This window comes from Pseudobutyrivibrio sp. JW11 (genome assembly GCF_900115355.1).
Lineage (GTDB): Bacteria > Bacillota > Clostridia > Lachnospirales > Lachnospiraceae > Pseudobutyrivibrio > Pseudobutyrivibrio ruminis.
Map to the genome: position 1 here is coordinate 11,691 of NZ_FOWB01000006.1, position 20,574 is coordinate 32,264.

General features: G+C 38.4%; 17 protein-coding genes. 13 read left to right on the plus strand and 4 right to left on the minus strand.

Annotated elements, in window-relative coordinates:
- Nucleotides 1–7 precede the first annotated feature (7 nt).
- From BM102_RS07265 to holA, 10 genes are all read left to right on the plus strand, one after another.
- On the plus strand, nt 8–1,444 hold the full coding sequence (locus BM102_RS07265; protein ID WP_044934035.1) for a sensor histidine kinase: 1,437 nt from the start codon (nt 8–10) through the stop codon (nt 1,442–1,444).
- A complete protein-coding gene (locus BM102_RS07270) occupies nt 1,444–2,433 on the plus strand; it encodes a GerMN domain-containing protein (RefSeq protein ID WP_049960234.1) in 990 nt (329 codons plus the stop codon). Before BM102_RS07265 ends, BM102_RS07270 begins: the two co-directional genes overlap by 1 nt.
- A 19-nt stretch (nt 2,434–2,452) precedes the next feature.
- On the plus strand, nt 2,453–4,777 hold the full coding sequence (locus tag BM102_RS07275; protein ID WP_090480499.1) for a DNA internalization-related competence protein ComEC/Rec2: 2,325 nt from the start codon (nt 2,453–2,455) through the stop codon (nt 4,775–4,777).
- Between the two features lie 559 nt (nt 4,778–5,336).
- Nucleotides 5,337–6,128: a hypothetical protein gene (locus BM102_RS07280; RefSeq protein WP_090480502.1), complete on the plus strand. Its 792-nt coding sequence runs from the start codon at nt 5,337–5,339 to the stop codon at nt 6,126–6,128.
- Nucleotides 6,129–6,244: 116 nt separating this feature from the next.
- Entirely contained in the window at nt 6,245–7,324 is a 1,080-nt protein-coding gene (locus BM102_RS07285; protein ID WP_090480505.1) for a lysozyme inhibitor LprI family protein, read from the plus strand.
- A 7-nt stretch (nt 7,325–7,331) separates the two neighbouring features.
- Nucleotides 7,332–7,802, plus strand: coding sequence for an NUDIX hydrolase (locus tag BM102_RS07290; RefSeq protein WP_090480507.1), 471 nt, complete (start codon nt 7,332–7,334; stop codon nt 7,800–7,802).
- A 116-nt stretch (nt 7,803–7,918) separates the two neighbouring features.
- Nucleotides 7,919–8,194 carry a hypothetical protein gene (locus BM102_RS07295; RefSeq protein WP_090480510.1) on the plus strand — a complete coding sequence of 92 codons (276 nt, stop codon included), beginning with the start codon at nt 7,919–7,921 and terminating at the stop codon, nt 8,192–8,194.
- Nucleotides 8,195–8,556: 362 nt separating this feature from the next.
- Nucleotides 8,557–10,326 carry a threonine--tRNA ligase gene (gene thrS / locus BM102_RS07300; protein ID WP_090480513.1) on the plus strand — a complete coding sequence of 590 codons (1,770 nt, stop codon included), beginning with the start codon at nt 8,557–8,559 and terminating at the stop codon, nt 10,324–10,326.
- 56 nt (nt 10,327–10,382) lie between these two features.
- Entirely contained in the window at nt 10,383–11,285 is a 903-nt protein-coding gene (locus BM102_RS07305) for a radical SAM protein (RefSeq protein WP_330388597.1), read from the plus strand.
- Between the two features lie 68 nt (nt 11,286–11,353).
- On the plus strand, nt 11,354–12,334 hold the full coding sequence (gene holA / locus BM102_RS07310; RefSeq protein ID WP_090480518.1) for a DNA polymerase III subunit delta: 981 nt from the start codon (nt 11,354–11,356) through the stop codon (nt 12,332–12,334).
- Nucleotides 12,335–12,371: 37 nt separating this feature from the next.
- On the opposite strand, the gene BM102_RS07315 is transcribed toward holA, so the two are convergent.
- Nucleotides 12,372–14,141: a sensor domain-containing diguanylate cyclase gene (locus BM102_RS07315; protein ID WP_090480521.1), complete on the minus strand. Its 1,770-nt coding sequence runs from the start codon at nt 14,139–14,141 to the stop codon at nt 12,372–12,374.
- A 159-nt stretch (nt 14,142–14,300) separates the two neighbouring features.
- On the opposite strand from BM102_RS07315, the gene BM102_RS07320 reads away from it, so the two are divergent.
- On the plus strand, nt 14,301–15,107 hold the full coding sequence (locus BM102_RS07320) for a PilZ domain-containing protein (protein ID WP_090480524.1): 807 nt from the start codon (nt 14,301–14,303) through the stop codon (nt 15,105–15,107).
- Nucleotides 15,108–15,176: 69 nt separating this feature from the next.
- On the opposite strand, the gene rpsT is transcribed toward BM102_RS07320, so the two are convergent.
- The 3 genes from rpsT to lepA all read right to left on the minus strand — a co-directional run bounded on the left by rpsT (nt 15,177) and on the right by lepA (nt 18,608).
- The gene (gene rpsT / locus BM102_RS07325) at nt 15,177–15,440 is read right to left on the minus strand and encodes a 30S ribosomal protein S20 (RefSeq protein WP_033153945.1); all 264 of its coding nucleotides are present in this window, start codon (nt 15,438–15,440) and stop codon (nt 15,177–15,179) included.
- A gap of 158 nt (nt 15,441–15,598) precedes the next feature.
- Complete coding sequence (hemW, locus tag BM102_RS07330) at nt 15,599–16,801, minus strand: radical SAM family heme chaperone HemW (protein ID WP_090480528.1); 1,203 nt, start codon at nt 16,799–16,801, stop codon at nt 15,599–15,601.
- 1 nt (nt 16,802) lies between these two features.
- Nucleotides 16,803–18,608 (minus strand): translation elongation factor 4, encoded by a 1,806-nt coding sequence (lepA, locus tag BM102_RS07335; RefSeq protein WP_090480532.1) that lies wholly within the window; start codon nt 18,606–18,608, stop codon nt 16,803–16,805.
- Between the two features lie 248 nt (nt 18,609–18,856).
- Here lepA and hrcA point away from each other — a divergent pair, with 248 nt between their 5' ends.
- A complete protein-coding gene (gene hrcA / locus BM102_RS07340) occupies nt 18,857–19,912 on the plus strand; it encodes a heat-inducible transcriptional repressor HrcA (protein ID WP_044934060.1) in 1,056 nt (351 codons plus the stop codon).
- A 45-nt stretch (nt 19,913–19,957) separates the two neighbouring features.
- Nucleotides 19,958–20,563: a nucleotide exchange factor GrpE gene (gene grpE, locus BM102_RS07345; RefSeq protein WP_090480664.1), complete on the plus strand. Its 606-nt coding sequence runs from the start codon at nt 19,958–19,960 to the stop codon at nt 20,561–20,563.
- Nucleotides 20,564–20,574: the final 11 nt, after the last annotated feature.

A 20,574-nucleotide genomic window follows, 5' to 3' on the forward strand; every position in this document is an offset into this window, starting at 1 on the left:
GTTGTTAATGAAAAAGTTATTTAGTCACGGTTATTTTCGCAGTATAGGTTTTAAAATAGCATTTATTATCATTTGCGTAGGCATCATTCCATTTGTGGTTTGCGTGCCTATTTCTATGCGTGCATATGAATCAGTTTCAATCAGAACTGATGCCACAAATCTTATGGCACAGGCCATTTCCTACAATAATCAAATAGTAACAAGTGGTTATCTTACAGGTGATGAGAATTCACTTCTTGACACCCAGCTTAAGGCTGTAGCGGAGAGTTACAATGGTCGAATTCTTGTGGTGAACTCTACATTAAAGATAGTGAGAGATTCTTTTTCTGCAGATGTGGGAAAGACTGTTATTTGGGAAAATATCATTTATTCAATGCAGGGACAGTCATTGTATTACTATGATAAGTTGACCAATTATCTTATAGTTACAGTTCCTCTCACCAGCTCAGAGGGGGAGACTGTAGGTGTTTTGGTTATTAACAAATCAATGGATTACATCCTTACAAATGAAGATACTTTCCTTTCTTACATGTTGATAGGCGAGATCATTATTGTTTCATTGACACTTATAGTAGCGGTATTTTCTCATATTCATTTTACAAAGCCAATAAAGCGAATGTCTAAGTCGTTGGATGCTATTGTTCGTGAATATACAAGTGAGATGCCGGAGGAAGATTCATTCACAGAGCTACAGGATATTTCTTCTAAGTTCAACGAAGTAATTGGTAAACTACATTCCATAGATGAGTCTCGTCAGGAGTTTGTTTCAAACGTATCCCATGAGCTTAAGACACCACTTACATCTATGAAGGTTTTGGCGGATTCTTTAAATGGATCAGAAGATGTACCTATAGAAATGTACAAGGAATTCATGCTTGATATTGGTGATGAAATTGACAGAGAAACTAAGATTATCAATGATCTTCTCAGTCTTGTTAGAATGGATAAGAGCGGTGCACAGCTTAATGTTACAGCCGTAAATATCAACGAGCTTATTGAGCATATCTTAAAGAGACTTAAGCCTATTGCAGAGAAGTCTGATATTGAGGTTGTATATGAATCCTTCAGACCAGTTGTTGCTGAAGTTGATGAAGTTAAGTTTACACTGGTAGTTACAAATCTTGTTGAAAACGCTATTAAATATAATAACGAAGGTGGATGGGTTCATATTTCTTTGAACTCGGATCATCAATTCTTCTATATCAAGGTAGAAGACAATGGTCTTGGAATCCCTGAGGATTCAGTGGAACATATTTTTGAAAGATTTTATCGTGCAGACAAATCTCATTCTAGAGAAATTGGTGGAACAGGTCTTGGTTTGGCAATTACCAAGAGCGCCATTGCTATGCACAATGGTGAAATTAAGGTCCGTTCAAAGCTTAATGAAGGATCTACATTTGATGTGCGAATTCCTCTCAACTACATTGAAAAGGAGGTGCACTAATGAAAAGACTACTTAGCTTAATTCTTACAATTACATTAGCACTCTCTATGGTTTCATGTGGTTCAAAGAATGAAGAGTCGGACTATCAGATCTATTACTTGAAATCTGACAAAGCTGGAATCGTTCCAACTGCTTATACATTCCAGTCCGATGACACTGCAGAAATGGTGGAAGAGGCTATCAACGAGTTGGCTGAATCGCCAGATGACATAGACTACATCAATACAATCCCATCAGAGGTTGAAGCTAAAAGCTGGGAGATTAATGATGGAAACCTTAGTCTGTATTTAGTTGGCGGCTATGATTCGTTAGATACTTATACAGAGATACTTGTTAGAGCAGCTATCGTAAAAACGTTAGTGCAAATCGATGGTGTAGAATCTGTTTCTATCTACGTAAATGATGCGCCACTTGCTGATTCAAATGGCGATAGCATTGGTGCAATGACTGCAGATACTTTCATCGAGGATTTTGGTCAGGAGACAGACTCGCTTCTTTCTACAAATCTTACATTATATTTTGCTAGTGCAGATGGTATGTCTACAGTGGCAGAAACGAGAGAAGTGTACTACAGTCGTAATGTTACAATTGAGAGACTTGTCATAGAACAATTACTGAAGGGGCCTGATTCCGATGAGCTTCTTTCAGCAATTCCACCAGGAACAAAATTAAACTCAATTTCTGTTTCAGAAAATGGAGTGTGTATAGTAAACTTTGACGCTGCTATTGAGTCTACAGTAACAGGTGTCACTGAAAATGTTACTGTGTACTCAATTGTAAACTCATTGACAGAACTGGATAATATCAAGCAAGTGCAAATCCTTGTTAATGGAGATACCCCTCACATCTCAAATGTTGATGTAGATTTATCTTCATCAATTTCTCGCAATGAGGATATTATCAATGAGCTTGCTGATCAAGAGGAAGAGGACGAAGAGTTATATCTAGAAGATGATAGCGATTTCGACTATACAGAAACAGAAGAATAATTTTTAACAAGGAGGACATATGTTACGAGGTCGAAGACTTTGTAAGATTTCCTTGTTGATAATAATAACGATTGCTTTTAGTGTACATGGCCCCTGGGATTTTCTGGGGGTCTATACAAAAGCTAATGCAGCTGATTGTATGCCAGAAGGCACTCAGGTGCAGGCTGTTGGCAGGGTTTATCATAAGGAAATCAAAAACGACAGTGTACTCTATTATGTAAGAAATGCCACCGTGGACTCTGAAATAGGTAGGCTTTCAAATACATCTTTTATTTTCAAATTTAATTCAGATGAAATCCCAAATTATTGCAAACTAAATATTAAAGGTAAGGTTAGTCATTTTATGACTGCCAGAAATGATGGCGCTTTTGATATGAACAATTATTATCAATCAATGGGGCTGTATTTTGAGCTGTCTAATCCTGAAGTTTTAGGATACAGCTGTGGCTTATTATCAGGAAAAGATATTTTATATAAGCTTAGCAAAGCACTGGATGCAGTTTATCAATGGGCGCTACCAGGCGAAGAAGCTGGCTTTTTATCAAGCATTGCTATTGGTAATAAGGGGGACCTATTAGGCGATTTGCGCGAACTTTTCCGAACTGTAGGGGTGGCACATGTGTTGGCTGTTTCAGGACTTCATGTATCAGTGGTGTGCATGTCATTTTATAAACTTCTGAGACGACGAGGAAAAAGCTTTATTTGTGCTGGAATCCTTGCTGGAATAGTGGCTGTTTTTTACGGATTACTTACAGGGGGAAGTATATCTTCAGTGAGAGCGATTTGCATGTTTCTGATATTTCTTTTGGCGGACATTTTAGGAGAGGCATATGATTCTTTGACAGCGCTGGCAGTTGTGGCGGATTTTCTACTTCTGGGAAATCCATTGCTTATCAGAAATGGAAGTTTTATTTTTTCCTTTGGAGCAATTCTTGGTATTTGGTATGTAGCGCTACCTTTAAGTGGGATATATGGAAAGTATTGTAACGAAAGAAAGAAGCTTATGAAATCAGATGACGGCTTTGGAAAAGCAATTAAAAAGCCAATCCATAGAGTCATTGTTGAATATTTCGTATCTAGCTTTATTTTTTCTATTGGTATATACGGGGTCATGCTTCCCATTGTTACTCAAATGTATCATGAAACTCCGGTTTATTCTTCAATGCTTAATTTATTAATCTTGCCGCTTATGCCGGTGCTGCTTGGGCTAGGTTTGCTTGGTGGATTTCTTGGACTAATTTATTTACCACTGGGAAAGCTTATTCTGATGCCATGTCATTTTGTTATTTACATTTTTGAGATGATAGCGTCAATGTTTTCGAAGCTACCAAATGCTAATGCAATTGTTGGGCACCGTGGAATTATAAGAATTGTCATTTATTATGGATTAATATTTGTGGCATGGCGTCTTTCTGAATTGTTTAATAGCCATATCGATGCTGAGCTAATTAATCCAAGAACCAGAATATCGTATATACGAAGGAAAATGCTTGTTACAATGGGGCTTTTCATAGTAGTGATTTGCACATGGTTCATCCCTTCTAAACAATCATTTGAGGTAGATATTTTAGATGTAGGACAGGGGGATGGCATATATATTTCCTCTCAGGATGGTGTGAGATTTTTCATAGATGGAGGAAGCACCAGCTCCGATGCTGTTGGAAAATATACGTTGCTTCCTTTTCTTAAATATAAAGGAGCCAGCCATATTGATTATTGGTTTCTGTCTCATATGGACATGGATCATGTATCCGGTGTATTAGAACTACTTGAGTCTGGGTATAGAATCGATAATATTGTGCTTTCAGCAGAGATACCTAGCGACGATACTTTGAGCCAGTTACTGGAATTATGTAAAGCTAATGGCACCAATGTTCTATACATGAACCAGGGAGATAAGTGTGGCAGTAGACATCTCACATTTACTTGCATCTATCCCTTTGATGGAGTGGTCAGTGATGACATTAATGCACTGTCATTGGCATTATTGATGGAGTATGACAAGGATGGTGACGGAACTGTTGATTACTCAGGATTCTTTGGAGGTGATTTAGGAGCAGAGCAAGAGATAGCTATTGCTCAGTCGGGAAATGTGGGACATGTTGACCTGCTGAAAGTTAGCCACCATGGCAGCCGATTCAGCTCTGATTCAGAGTTTTTGTCCCTACTGGCCCCTGATGTTGCTGTTATCAGTTGCGCCAAGGTAAATCGCTACGGCCACCCAGCCGCTGAAGCCGTGGAACGCATTGAGGCCGCGGCAGGAAGCATTTATTACACCATGGACTCAGGCCGCGTGAGAGCGAGGGCAGGGGGAGTTGATGTGTTTATACGGGAATCGCAGTGATATTAGATAGTTGGCTACTGCATTTATGTAGCCTTGAATGTTTTACAGTAGAAGTATGGCGTGGTCTAGCGCATATTTGTATGACTTCTTGTGGGCTACTTAAGGAAAAAGCCCACAAGAACTTGGCTTCGCCAAGCAATATTTTCTTTCGGAAAATATTGGTCTATGTCCGGTTCTTGTTTTTCTGATGAAAAACAAAAACCTATAGTTGATGTTTGCGCTTGGATAGTAGGGAATGAGCTGGTTCTTACTATCTGATGGCGAAAACATTATTTAGATAGTAAGGAACTGGTGAATTCTTACTATCTGGTAAGAAAAAAGAGTTATAGATAGTAAGCCATGACAGAAATCTTACTATCTGATGGTGAAAACATTATTTAGATAGTAATGAACTGGCGGATTCTTACTATCTAGTAAGAAAAAAGAGTTATAGATAGTAAGCCATGACAGATTTCTTACTATCTAATGGGAAAAACTAGATTTAGATAGTAGGACATGAGTGAATGCTTACTATTTTGTGGAAAAATAGTAATTTTGATAAAAGAAAGGAATTAAAAGTATGAATATAGAAGTATTAAAAGAGGAACTAACACAAATTACAGAACAGAAAAAATTTGTATTGAATGAACTATCAAATTGTAGTGATCTTCTAGATGAAACTCTTGTATTGAAGAAAAGCAATGGCATTTACCAATACTATTATAGGGATGCAGATGATGATTTAGAGTATATTTCTGCAGCGGATAAGGATATAGCAAAACGTTTAGCGCAGAAAGATTATTATGAGAAAATGCTAACAAATCTTCATAGGCAGGAGATGGCCATAAAAAGGTTTATATTAAAATATAATTGTGCTAGTGTTAGTAATTTGTATGAAAAGTTATCTGAGGGAAGAAAACAATTAATAAATCCTATTATCAAATCAGATGCTGATTATATTAAAGAATGGTATGAGAAGTATTGTGGAGCACAAAATAAATATGACAAGTCATCATCTTATACGACAAACAATGGTGAGGAGGTGAGGTCTAAATCAGAAAAGATTCTTGCTGATTTGTTTTATCAATATGGTGTTATTTATCAATATGAGCCTGAGATAATCCTACATAATGGGATTAAGTGCTATCCAGATTTTGTTTTATTGAACTTACGAGAAAGGAAGACTTATTTTTGGGAACATTTTGGCTTAACATCCGATAATACATATTCAGATAAAAATCTAGAAAAGCTTGCAAGATATGAGAAATCTGGAATTATTTCCGGAGAAAACCTAATAATATCTACAGAAGCCTATGGAATAAATTTGGATGTGAATTTGATTGAGCATAAAATTAAGTTATTTTTGTTGTAGTTCATATTGCGTGTAATCTAAATTAAGTAATTGTTCGGTGGTTCTTGGATGAAATAATAAATTGTTTGTAATACAATGTCTTTAGTGATGTTGTAAACAGAAAGGGAGAATGCTAGATGAAAACACAACATAAGAAAAGAAAGAAAAAAAGAATTAGGACTATTTTGATAATTGACTTTGTTTTATTATTACTAGCTGGAGGTTGCATTTTCTTAATATTAAATAGAAAAGAATCAGATGATACAGCTACAGAGCTAAATGGAAATAACGAGATTCAGGTAGAGAGCTCGAAGGATTCAAGTGGTGATAATGGCAACGCTCCAGAAACTAGCGAAGATATTGATGATTCTACAATCACATTTGCAGATTTAGCGAAGTATAGCTATTCGTTTTCCAGCGGAGCTGGTGGTTGGGAAGATGATTTTGATATAGAAAGAGATGGATATTTTCATGGCAGTTATCACGACTCTGATATGGGGGATACTGGTGAAGATTATCCAGATGGCATTCGATATTATTGTGACTACGAAGGACATTTTGAGAATATTCAAAAGGTGGACGAATATACTTATAAAATGCAGATGAAGGATATTACAATTCTTAATGATGATAAGGAGTATATTGCTGATGGAGTGAAATATGTGCCACTTTCGCCATATGCCCTTAGTGGTGCCGATGAGGTTGATATTTATATGCCAGGTAAACCTGTTTCGGAAATTGATGAACAAGTACAGAGATGGTTATTCATAGACTATCAAGAACAGCAGGATACATTAGACAATTTGGCATTGGTAAATGTAGCAGAAAATCAAGGTATTGTCAGCAGTGAGAGAATATCTGCAAAGAAAGAAGCCGAAGGTTTCTATAATACAACAGAAAACAGCTATGAGTATTATAGCGATATGCTCTCTGAAGCGTTAACTACTGCTGATATGGTTGAAATAACTTCTTCACAGGTAAGAATTAGTGATGATTGCCTCAATAATATTTGGAGAGTAATAAAGTACAACACAGATGAGGTTGAATTTAACAAGATTCTTGAAGAACAGAGGCAATGGTTAAAGGACAGAGATGCTAAAGCACAAGAGTCAGCGGACGAATATGATGGTGGTAGTTTTGCGTCTGTTGCATATAATGATACTTATGCCAGTGCCACAATGGAGCGCTGCAAAAAGTTACTGGAGTATATAGAATAGGAATAATATGACACTTACAACTTTATGCTATTTAATAAAAGATAATAAATATTTGATGCTACATCGCACCAAGAAGGAGCATGATATCAATGCTGGAAAATATATTGGTGTTGGTGGACATGTTGAAGAGGGAGAATCGCCTACTGATTGCATTAAGCGAGAGGTAATGGAAGAGACTGGATTGACACTAAATTCTGTAAAAATGCGAGGCTATATCACTTTCGTTATGGGAGATGAGACTGAGCATGCTATACTTTTCACCAGCGATGATTTCTCTGGGAATTTGGCAGAATCTTGTAGCGAAGGTGAGCTGACTTGGGTTGATATTGATAAAGTGATGGACCTAAATCTTTGGGAGGGGGATAAGGCTTTCCTGAAGATTCTTATGAACCAAGACCAAGAGAGTAAGTGTGAGTTCTTCTCGATTAAATTGGTGTATGACAGTCATGATAATCTTATTCAAACTATATATGAATAATAGTATATTTAATTTATTAATTGATTCCTTGATGCATAACAGTAATTTAAATTCCACATGAATCTTATTAGCTATATGATAGCAGTATTAATAATTATGAAGGACATAAAATAAATATGACAAAACTAGAAGAATTACACAGCAAAATGGTACAGGTACATGACAAAGCCCAGAGTTTATTTGAGATGGATAATGTACCATCAATGCTAAAAAATGAATATAGAAACAAGGTGTCACAGTATGATAACATGTTTGATTCTATAGAAACTATGAAGGGGATTACATCAAAAGAGGATACGCTTGAGAATCTCATAAATCAGCAGATAGAAATTCTAAACGTAAGAATCAAATGGGAGCTTGATTGGGCAAAAAGAGTTATAGAGCGACTTTAATGAATATAAGATAACCAAACTGTTTTATTGATTTAACAGTATTTTTGTGGTAGGATAAGACACGAAAAGCGATGACAGAAACAGTAGTATTTGTGAAAGCTAAGAGAGAGGACGCCTAGGCTGGAAGCGTCTAGCGGAAGCATTTATGAACACCATTCTCGAGCTGAGCGTAGAAGCCTTTTGGTGAAGCGCCTCCGGGTAGTTCCGTTAAAGACAAAATGAGTGAAACACTAAGGTGGAACCGTGTATTAAAATGAATGATGCACCCTTAGGATTGCTAGAAGTAGCTTTCCTATGGGTGTTTTTTATTTTACACCCTTGGTAATGTACAGATTTCATTACATTTTAAAAGGAGAAAAGCAATGGTTAATTTCAAAGAAGATGAGGCATTAAACACTCTCAATCACTCATGTGCTCATATGATGGCACAGGCTGTAAAGCATCTTTATCCAAACGCTAAGTTTTGGGTTGGTCCAGTTGTAGAGGAAGGATTCTACTATGATATGGATCTTGGCGATGTTATGCTTACAGATGAGGATATCGCAAAAATCGAAAAAGAAATGAAGAAGGTCGCTAAGACAGGAGCTAAGATTTATCGTCGTGAGATTTCTAAGGCTGAGGCATTAGAGGAGTTCAAGGACGATCCTTACAAGGTAGACCTTATCAATAATATGGATGAGGATTCAACAGTAATTTCTTGCTATGATCAGGGCGATTTCACTGATCTTTGCCGTGGACCTCACGTTGACAATGTAAAGCTTTGCCGTTACTTCAAGCTTATCAAGCACTCTGGTGCATATTGGAAGGGCGATGCTGAGAATCAGGTACTTAACCGTGTATATGGTGTTTGCTTCCCAACACAGGAGCAGCTTGATGAACATCTTGCACTTCTTGAGGAAGCAAAAGAGCGTGATCACAGAAAGATTGGCAAGGATATGCAGCTTTTCATGGCTGACGATTTAATTGGTCGTGGACTTCCAATGTACCTTCCAAATGGTTACACAATCTGGACAGAGCTTGAGAATTACATCCGTAATAAAGAGCGTAAGCTTGGTTACCTTCACGTTATGACACCATGTGTTGGTACAGTTCAGCTTTACCAGACATCTGGTCACTGGGATCACTACAAGGAGAATATGTTCCCCGCTATGGAAGTTGAGGGAGAGAACTTTGTTCTTCGTCCAATGAACTGCCCACACCACATGAGAATCTTCGCTAACCGTCCACACTCATACAAGGAGCTTCCAATTCGTATTGCTGAAATCGCTCACGATTTCCGTTTCGAGTCTTCAGGAACACTTAAGGGTATTGAGAGAGGACGTCACTTCTGCCAGAACGATTCACATATCTTCTGTACACAGGAACAGATTAAGGACGAGGTTAAGAACGTTTGTGATCTTATCTTCAGTACATACGAAGATTTCGGTATCACAGATTACAGATGTGTCCTTTCACTTCGTGATCCAGCTGATACAAAGAAATATCACCAGGATGATGAGATGTGGAACACAGCAGAGCAGGCTCTTCGTGAGACTCTTACAGAAATCGGTATTGAGTTCACAGAGGAAATCGGAGAGGCAGCATTCTACGGACCAAAGCTTGATGTTAACGTTAAGCCAGCTATTGGTAACGAGATTACACTTTCTACATGCCAGCTTGACTTCTGCTTACCAGCTAAGTTTGACCTTACATACACAGATGCAGAGTCTAACAAGCAGACACCTGTAGTTATCCATAGAGCTATCCTGGGTTCACTTGATAGATTTATGGCTTACATTCTTGAGGAGACAAAGGGAAATCTTCCACTTTGGCTTGCACCTACACAGGTTAAGGTGCTTCCTGTAAAGAATGATGATGAAGAGCTTAATGCATACGCGCAGAAGCTTGTTGATGCACTCAATGATGCAGATGTTCGTGTTGAGTTTGATACTCGTTCAGAGAAGCTTGGATACAAGATGCGTGAAGCACAGATCCAGAAGGTTCCTTATCTTGCTGTACTTGGTAAGAATGAGGAAGCTGAAGGAACAGTTTCATACAGACTTCACGGAGAGCAGGGCACTACAACAGTTTCATTTGATGAGTTTGTAGAGCTTATTGTTAATGAAATCAAGACAAAGGGTCGCAATAAATAATTAAAAGATAGGGTGCCTGGTATTATGCCAGGCACTTTTTGTTTATTATGGAAATTATGAATGAATGTAGGCTTTGTCCTAGAGATTGCAAAGTTAATAGAGTAAATTCAAGAGGGATATGTCAGGTATCTGATAAGCTTAAGATAGCCAGAATCGCCTTGCATTATTGGGAGGAACCATGTATTTCAGGGGAAAGCGGCAGCGGAGCTGTGTTTTTTTCAGGATGTAATCTTCACTGCGTGTTTTGTCAGAATGAAGAGATAAGCCATGGAAAGGTTGGCAAGGAAATCTCTGTAGAAGAGTTGACACGTCAGTTTGTTAAGCTCCAAAAACAAGGTGCAAACAATATAAATCTTGTAACAGGTACCCACTATATCCCACAGATTGTTCAAGCGGTGAAGCTGGCTAAAGCTGGTTTGGAAGATGGTAGTCGTCTTGAGATACCTGTAATTTACAATACCAGTGGTTATGAGAAGGTGGAATCATTAAAGCTTCTAAAAGGAGTAGTAGATGTATATCTGCCAGATTTTAAATATATGGATGAAGCGTTGGCTGGAAAATATTCACATGCATCAGATTATCCTGAGGTAGTAAAAGCGGCTATTGATGAGATGGTTCGCCAGTGTCCGACTGTGGAGTTTGATGAGCAGGGGTTTGTTAAATCCGGCGTCATAGTTAGACAGCTTTTATTGCCAGGCCATGTTAAGGATGGGAAAGCGATTATAAAATACTTGTATGAGAAATATCAGGATAGTATTTTCATTAGCATGATGAGTCAATATACACCGATGCCTCATATAGCTTCAAAATACCCTGAATTAAACAGAAGAGTTACTAAACGTGAATACGATAGCCTTATTAATTACGCTTTGGATTTGGGTGTAGAAAACGCCTTTATACAGGATAGAAAAGTTGCGAAGGAGAGCTTTATTCCAGAGTTTTCTAACGAATGGGATTAGTTTATAGAATATTATTTCTTTTTAATATTCACTAGTAGTTAATCTGGATTTAGGCTATACTTTTACCTATGAGACGTATAGATGAAGATATTAGTTCAGGACAATTTCAAAATATATATTTGCTTTATGGCGAGGAAGACTATTTAAAGCTTCAATACAAGAATAAGCTTTTGAAAGCTCTTGTGAATGAAGGGGATAATATGAACTTCACCAAATACGAGGACAATGGCATCAATGTAGGCCAGGTAATTGACCAGGCTGAGACAATGCCATTTTTTGCTGAGCACAGAGTTATACTCATTGAGAATAGCGGGTTTGGCAAAAAGATGCCTGAGGATTTAGGAAACTATTTATCAAACATCCCTGATTTTAACATCTTTATATTTGTAGAGCCTTCTGCAGATAAAAGAGGAAAGCTATATAAGGCAGCAAAAGCTGCAGGTCGAGACATAGAGATGAATATGCCTAATGAAAGTGTTTTGGCTAAATGGGTTGGTGGTCAGCTAAACGCTGCTGGCAAGCAGATGAAAAGAGATGCCTGGTCTCAGTTTTTGAACATGACTCACGACTCAATGGATAACATGGCTACAGAGCTTGATAAGCTTGTTTCTTATGTTGGGGATAGAAATCAAATAACACTTGAAGATGTTAATGCTATTTGTATTGCCCGAGTAGAGACAAAGATTTTCGATATGCTAAATGCTATTTCTGCCAAGGATTTGAAAAAGACATTGGATTTGTATCAGGATATGCTTTCTGCGAAGGAGCCTCCTATGCGAATTCTGACTATGATAGTTCGCCAGTTCAGACAGATGAAGGTTATCAAGGAGTTGTCGGCATATGGCAACAATGCAGGAACGATAGCAAGCAAAGTTGGAATGCCAGATTTTGCTGTCAGACGAACAATGCAGCTGGCTAACAATTTTTCTGCAAAGGAAATTACGAATCTATTAAATGATGCGGCTGATTTTGAGGAGCAGTTTAAGACTGGTCGCTTGGATGAAAAGCTGGCTGTAGAACTTATTATTATGAAATATGCAGGTAAATAAAAATGGCCCTGTCCCTATGTGTGGGACAGGGCTTATTTTATTTTACGCATGTCTTGTTTTTTCCTGTTTCCTTGGCTTCGTATAAGGCAGCATCAGCTCGTTTAAATACTGATTCAGCAGTGTCGCCCATAACGAAAGCAGTGAGGCCAAGACTTATAGTAGGAGAGTCTATTCCATCAAATTTGATGCTGGAGACTCGTTTTCTGGCTTCTTCAATATTGGATAGAACATCATCTAGCTTTAATGTAGGGGCGATAAACATGAATTCTTCGCCGCCCCAGCGTCCGATAATTCCACTAGGAAGTTTTTCGACTTCATTATCCAGCTGCTTAGCTAGCTCTACCAGTACCTTATCACCCATTACATGGCCGTAGGTGTCGTTTATTTCTTTGAAATTATCAATATCCGCAATACCGATAATCATATCAAAGCCGTTTTTATTCGCTCTATCAATAGCGTTTGAAACAAGCTTGTTGAGCATTCTGCGATTATATAATCCTGTTAGTTCGTCAGTATCTGCAATCTCTTGCAGCTTTTCGTTGGCCTCCTGAAGCTCAGCAGCTGTGACGTTAATAAAGTTGGCCAAACGACGTACCATAGAAACCTGACTGTGCATTTGTTGCTCTTCTGGTATAGGCAGAGCTTTGTCGCCATTAAATGATGGCTGAACAATAGCCTTTTCACCTTCACGCATTCCGATTGCTATTAGTGTGACATGATGCTCGATGATGTGGTCTCCCATACGCATAATCTCTCCGCTTGAGTAGAATCCAGAGGTTGGAGAGATGGCTGCAAATGGAGCTGTTTCCTTGTTTATAAGGTATTTCCAATAGAGTCGTCGTACACCACAGCTGTACAAGAATATTGCCTGTGGTGCGAAGGCCTTTACTTTTTTTATAAGAGCAATTACGTCTTCCTTGATTACATCAGGGTCTCCGTAGGAAAGATTGATTGGAGTTCCCGGGTCGATATCTGCTGCAAGAATAATAGAGTTATCTTCGTGATTACATGAAAATGGTAATCGTAATACTTCATTGCCATGCTGATGAGACATTATTGGAAATTCAAGTATGTTTGAAAAGAAGTTTTCGTCAGCCTGGATATCCAAGTACTTGCTATATACTTTGCCGGCAGGGGTATTATTGATTTCAAATAGCTGTTTGCCCTTTATTTTGGTGACTTTTAATTCCTTGCCTAATGCCTTCCAGCCTATTGCATGGTGCACATCGATATGAAAATCTGGACCGGAATAGGTTATCACAAGGACACCATTAGGAGAGATGTCATTCTCATCTATTACACAGGTATTTTCATCAGATATTGTGACGGCGGCACTTCCTCCGCCGAATACGAAAATATCATTATGACACTTTTCTACATTATTTAAAATAATATGACTGTTAATTGATTTGAGTGTTATGAGCAATTCTGCTGCTACGATATTTTCCGTTGAATCTATAAAATCTGATATGCTTTTCCCTACAATGTCTTCATTTCCTGGAATGCAATTGAATAATTTGACCTGAGTTGATGTGCTTTCAAAAACTGAAACAGAAATAACCATTCCTTCATCAACTAGATGGCCATCGCAAATGCCTCCATTTGTACTTGTTCCACCAATAGACGCAGTTGGAAAAGCATCAAGAATCTCAGATTTAACAATGTCTATTTCTGATTTGTCGATACCGTTTGTATATATATGGAATAGAATAGATGAATATGAATCATTGTCGATGTCTTTGTGTAAAGAATCGAGTGCATTTTCTAGATGAGATATATTCTCTAGTTCAAAATTATATTGTTTCAAATTATCGCCCTCATTGCGTTTTTATACTCCCTCTTTAAATATACATAATACTGTACGATAAATCATGCAAATTTTGTGAAGTATTTGTTACGAAAGAAACCATATATTGCCGGTAATTCTATAGTAGTCAGGAACTTTTTTCTTTGCTAAAATTAAAGTATGAATAAAGAAAAAACAATTACGAAATTACATATTTCAGAGGTGACAGAAAAGGCGCGCATCTCAGTGCAAGCAACTCTTGAGAATAAAAAACTGGAGTTGCCGACAGAGTATGCCGTGTTGAACGAAAAGGAGCAAGAAGAGTTTACTACTAAGTTTGGCAATAAAGGTATCCCAATAGAGAACATTATTCAGATGTGGCAAAACTCAGTTAGAGAAGTTGATTTTACAGGAAGCGTTTCAAAACTTGATTTGATAGTAGTGAATGATCAAGGTGTTTTTATTTGGGAAAATATTAAAATATATAAATTTACATTTTCATCAGGTCGTGCAATCCACGTTGTATTACCATTATTAGAAGAGGGAAATAAATATAATCGACGTCGTGGAGTGCGCATCAATATTGATAAGGTAATGGACGTTGAGCAGGACGATATAATGTATTCGGTTATCGTTCGAGATTTATCATATTGCGGTGTGGGCTTTGTGGAGCCTTTAGGTTCTCAAATTGACCCGAATCGAGAGTTCATACTGCATCTTCTTGAGGATACAGATGATGGAGAGAGAGAAGTAGGAAAGTTTTTTGGAAGGATTATCAATCAAAAGGAAGATGAGAATGGTGGCGTTTTTAGTGGATGCACTATTTCATCAGACCATGCAGCTTTTCTACAAAGATATATTGCAACAAAGCAAATAGAGGCTATTAGAGGCAAGAGCAATCAGTCAGGTATAAAACGTGTTAAAACAGGAGAGTTCTGGAAAGAAGATATAGCAGAAGAGATTAGTAAATCTGAAGAAGATGAATAACAAGAATAAAATAACACAAAAAAAGCATCGGCTGACGGGACCGATGCTTTTTATTATTTCGTATTTAAATTAAGCAAGTGTGTTTACAAGCTTTGAAAGACGAGATACCTTACGGCTAACTGTGTTGTCGTGGTAAACGCCCTTAGAACCAGCCATCTCGATAACCTTGATAGCAGCCTTAAGCTCAGCCTCTGCAACAGCCTTATCGCCAGCTTCTACAGCAGCCTCAACACGCTTAACGTATGTCTTAACCTCTGATCTGATTGCCTTATTACGCTCTGTTCTGATAGCTGTTACCTGAACACGCTTCTTAGCAGACTTAATATTTGCCATGTGTTGCTACACCTCCAATTTGTATAATTATAAAATGTTCAAATTAAATACGTTGTAGCCGGACACGGACAGTTCAACGCATACTCAAATATAATAGTTAATGAATCCTAAGTTGTCAATAGTTTGAGAATATTTTTATTGAAATAATGTAAATATTTCTACTTATCTAATAAAAACTGGGCAAGAACCTGATTACTTACATCTATTCCTATGTCGGTAAGGAACAAACGACCTTCTTTTGCGTCCATAAATCCCTGGTTCCTAAGGGCAGTAATGATTGGACCATATATTGCTTCGATATCAATTCCGAACATATTAAAGAAGTCAGAACGATTGACACCATCGATTTTTCTAAGACCAAGGAACATGAATTCTTCCATGGCTTCTTTTTTAGAAAGGGTTTCCTCGTTGTCATAGAAAGGAGAGGAAAGCTCGGTAGGAACTTCTCTGCCTTCAGCGATTTGCTCGGCAATTTCGCAGTATTTGTATATGTCACGAATGTTGTCTGCACGTCTGTTTTGATACAGGGTAGCAGCGCCAAGGCCAAGTCCTAAATAAGGAACACGGTCCCAATAGCCAATATTGTGGTGGCAAACCTTTCCACCGCGGGCATAATTGGAGATTTCGTAACGTTTATATCCTTTCTTTTCAAGATAGTCCATTGTGTATTTATACAAATGATAAGACTCTTCGTCGGTAGGTAAATCCTCGGTTTCCATGCCTGCATGCTGCTTAACAGCATCAAACTTATATTTATCGTAGAATGGAGTGCCTTCCTCGATAATCAAAGAGTAAGCAGAGATATGTTCTGGTCGAAGCATAGTGACTGCGTTTAGGGTGCGTTCAAGCTTTTCCACTGTTTGATGAGGTAATCCTGTCATGATATCCACATTTACATTATCAAAGCCTGCCTTTCGAACTAAATCAAAAGTGTGAAGGAAACGATTGTAGTCGTGGATTCGACCAAGCTCCTTTAATTCATCGTCATTTGCTGACTGCAGACCAATGGAGAGTCTGTTGATTCCGACGCTACGGTATACATTGAGCTTTTCAGCTGATAATGTTCCCGGGTTACATTCAACAGATATCTCGGCCAATGGATTGACTCTAAAGGATGATTTGACGGTGGTAATAATTAAATCCATCAAATCCTCAGATAGCCAAGATGGGGTGCCACCGCCAACGTAAATTGTAGCCACTTCAACACCGTGGACCTGGCTTGCCATATATTTTATTTCAGTGCACAAAGCAGCGACATAACGCCGCTGCATTTTTTCATCAAACACTCCTGAAAGGAAGTCGCAATATAAACATTTTTTTACACAGAATGGTATATGAATATATAGTTCGATAGGAGTCATTTTAATCCTCGTCCAATTTAAGAACACTCATGAAGGCTTCCTGCGGAATTTCTACATTGCCAACCTGACGCATTCGTTTTTTACCTTCCTTTTGCTTTTCAAGAAGCTTTTTCTTACGTGAAATATCACCACCGTAGCATTTTGCTAAAACGTCCTTACGCATAGCCTTAACAGTTTCCCTGGCAATAACCTTTGAACCAACTGCAGCCTGGATAGGAATTTCGAAAAGGTGACGTGGAATCTCTTCTTTAAGCTTTTCGCACATTTTACGTCCACGCTCGTAAGCAGTACCAGAGAAGACGATGAATGAAAGTGCATCAACTTCTTCTTTATTAATAAGGATATCAAGCTTAACCAAGTCAGACTTCATGTATCCCTTCATTTCATAGTCAAATGAAGCGTATCCTCTAGAACGACTCTTTAGAGCATCAAAGAAATCATAGATAATTTCATTGAGTGGAAGAGTGTACTTGATAAGCGCTCTGGTTTCTTCCATGTATTCCATTGAAATATACTGGCCTCGGCGCTCCTGGCAAAGGTCCATGATTGCACCAATGTATTCGCTGGTAACCATGATTTCAGCCTCAACGATTGGCTCTTCCATGTATTCAATCTCACTAGGATCAGGGAGATTACTTGGGTTTGTAAGCTCTATCATTGTGCCATCTGTTTTGTAAACTCTGTAAACTACGCCTGGAGCAGTAGTAACAAGGTCTAGATTATATTCTCGCTCGAGACGCTCCTGGATGATTTCCAAATGAAGAAGTCCAAGGAAACCACAACGGAATCCAAAACCAAGTGCAACTGATGTCTCTGGCTCGAACTGCAAAGCTGCATCATTAAGCTGAAGCTTTTCAAGTGCATCACGAAGATCTGGATACTTAGCGCCATCTGCAGGATAAAGACCACAGTAAACCATAGGATTAACTTTTTTGTATCCTGGAAGTGGCTCGGTAGCAGGAGCATCAGCGTGAGTGATTGTATCACCAACACGAGTGTCGCGAACGTTTTTGATGGAAGCAGTCATATAACCTACCATTCCAGCTGGGAGTTCATCACAAGGAATGAACTGACCGGCACCGAAGTAGCCTACTTCTACAACATCAAATTCTGCACCAGTAGCCATCATTTTGACGCTGTCGCCAACCTTTAATGTGCCTTCTTTTACTCGACAAAATACGATAACGCCCTTGTAAGGGTCATAGAGTGAATCGAAAATCAGTGCCTGAAGAGGCGCGTTAACATCCCCTGATGGTGGTGGCAATTGATTAACTATTGCTTCAAGAACGTCATGTATATTAAGACCAGTCTTGGCAGAAATCTGTGGAGCATCCTGTGCCTCAAGACCAATGACATCTTCAATTTCTTCGATTACTCGTTCAGGATCTGCAGATGGCAAATCGATTTTGTTGATGACAGGAATAACATCCAAATCGTGATCAAGTGCAAGGTAAACATTGGCAAGAGTCTGCGCTTCGATACCTTGAGCTGCATCAACAACGAGAATCGCGCCATCGCAAGCAGCGAGAGAACGAGAAACTTCGTAATTAAAATCCACGTGACCTGGTGTATCAATAAGATTGAAAATGTATTCATTTCCATCATCGGCTTTATAAATGATTCTTACAGCCTGTGATTTGATTGTGATTCCACGCTCACGCTCCAAATCCATGTTATCAAGGACCTGGGCTTGCATTTCACGCTCAGTAAGAGTGCCAGTCATCTGTATGATACGATCGGCAAGGGTTGATTTGCCGTGATCGATATGTGCAACAATGCAAAAATTTCTGATTTTACTTTGATCCATAAAACACCTCTATATTAATGTAATTATTTTTGCAAAAAACGATGATATTTACAAAAATGATTGCCCTCATATATTACCAAAGCTTAGGAAAAATAACAATTATATAACATTAATAAAGAAAGTATAAAAAATATCTTAAGGCGGTTGACAAAAGGGGACCCTAGGTGTAAATTAACATCAGAAAATGATTAGCACTCCAATTAGATGAGTGCTAACAACATAAAACTGAGTGGGAGTGAGGTGAATGTATGGCTGATATCGAACTAGATGAGAGAAAAGTTAAAATCTTAAATGCAATCATTAAGAATTACCTTGAAACTGGTGAGCCAGTTGGTTCAAGAACAATATCAAAATACACTGATTTGAATCTTAGTTCAGCTACCATCCGAAACGAGATGTCAGATCTTGAGGATTTAGGCTATATAGTTCAGCCGCATACATCGGCAGGTCGTATTCCTTCAGATAAAGGTTACAGATTCTACGTAAACAACCTGATAGCTGAGAAGGACAAAGAAGTTGCTGACATGCAGGAATGGATGATTGAGAAGACAGAAAAGATGGAAAGCCTTCTCAAGAATGTAGCAAAAACACTTGCAAACAATACCCAGTATGCCACATTAGTTTCAGCTCCTTCAGTTGTTTCAAATAGATTAAAGTTCGTTCAGCTTTCAGCTGTTGATGAACACCAGGTACTTTCAGTAGTTGTCATGGATGGCAACATCGTTAAGAACAAAATCATTAATGTGGATAAGCCACTTGATAATGAAACAATGTTAAAGCTTAACATGCTTCTTAACACAAATCTTAACGGCCTGACAGTTGACCAGATTAATCTGGCAGTTATATCCAGATTAAAGGAGCAGGCAGGTATCCATGATGAGATTGTAGAGCAGGTACTCGATACCGTAGCAGAGACAATCACTGAAGGCGATGATTTACAGGTTTATACTTCAGGTGCTACCAACATCTTCAAGTATCCAGAGCTTGCAGATTCAAAGAAGGCTTCTGAATTATTAGATACATTCGAAGAAAAACAATCACTTATAGAGCTTCTTAATGATAGCTCAAGTGAAAATGAGAGCACAGGAATTCAGGTATATATCGGAGACGAATCTCCAATATCAACAATGAAGGATTGTTCGATTGTTACAGCAACATATGAGCTTGGCGATGGAGTCAAAGGTACAATTGGTATCGTTGGTCCAAAGCGTATGGACTACGAAAATGTTGTTGACAATATAAAAAGTCTTAAAGGTCAGCTAGATAAATTACTGAAACAGGAAGCTGACAGAAATAAAGGATAAAAGAAATTAAGGAGATGTAAATTCGTGGCAGAGAATAAAGAAAAAATGGAAGAGTTCTCTACTGAAGAAGCAGTTAAAGAAGCTATGGAAAATGCGGAAGCGATGGCTGAAGAAGCCGAAGCTGATGTGACAGAAGCTTCTGAGGAAAAAACTTCAGAAGAATCTTCAAAAGAGGAAAAGGATGGCAAGAAGCCATTCAAGAAAAAAGAAAAGAAAAAAGATAAGCGTGATGAGCAGATAGAGCAGCTTACTGATAGAGTTACTCGTCAGATGGCAGAATTCGAAAACTTCCGTCGTCGTACAGAGCAGGAAAAGGCTCAGATGTTTGGAAATGGCGCAAAGGCCATCATTGAAAAGGTTCTTCCTGTAGTTGATAACTTCGAAAGAGGTCTTGCTACAGTTGAGGAGGGAGCGGATCCATTTGCTGATGGAATGCTCATGATATACAAGCAGTTACTTACAACTCTCGAGGAAGCAGGTGTTAAGCCTATCGAGGCTGTAGGAAAGGAATTCAATCCTGATTTCCACAATGCAGTAATGCATGTTGAGGATGAGGAAGTTGGCGAGAACATCGTCGTAGAAGAATTCCAGAAGGGCTACATGTACAACGATTCAGTAGTTCGTCATTCAATGGTTAAGGTTGCTAACTAAGTAATATATAG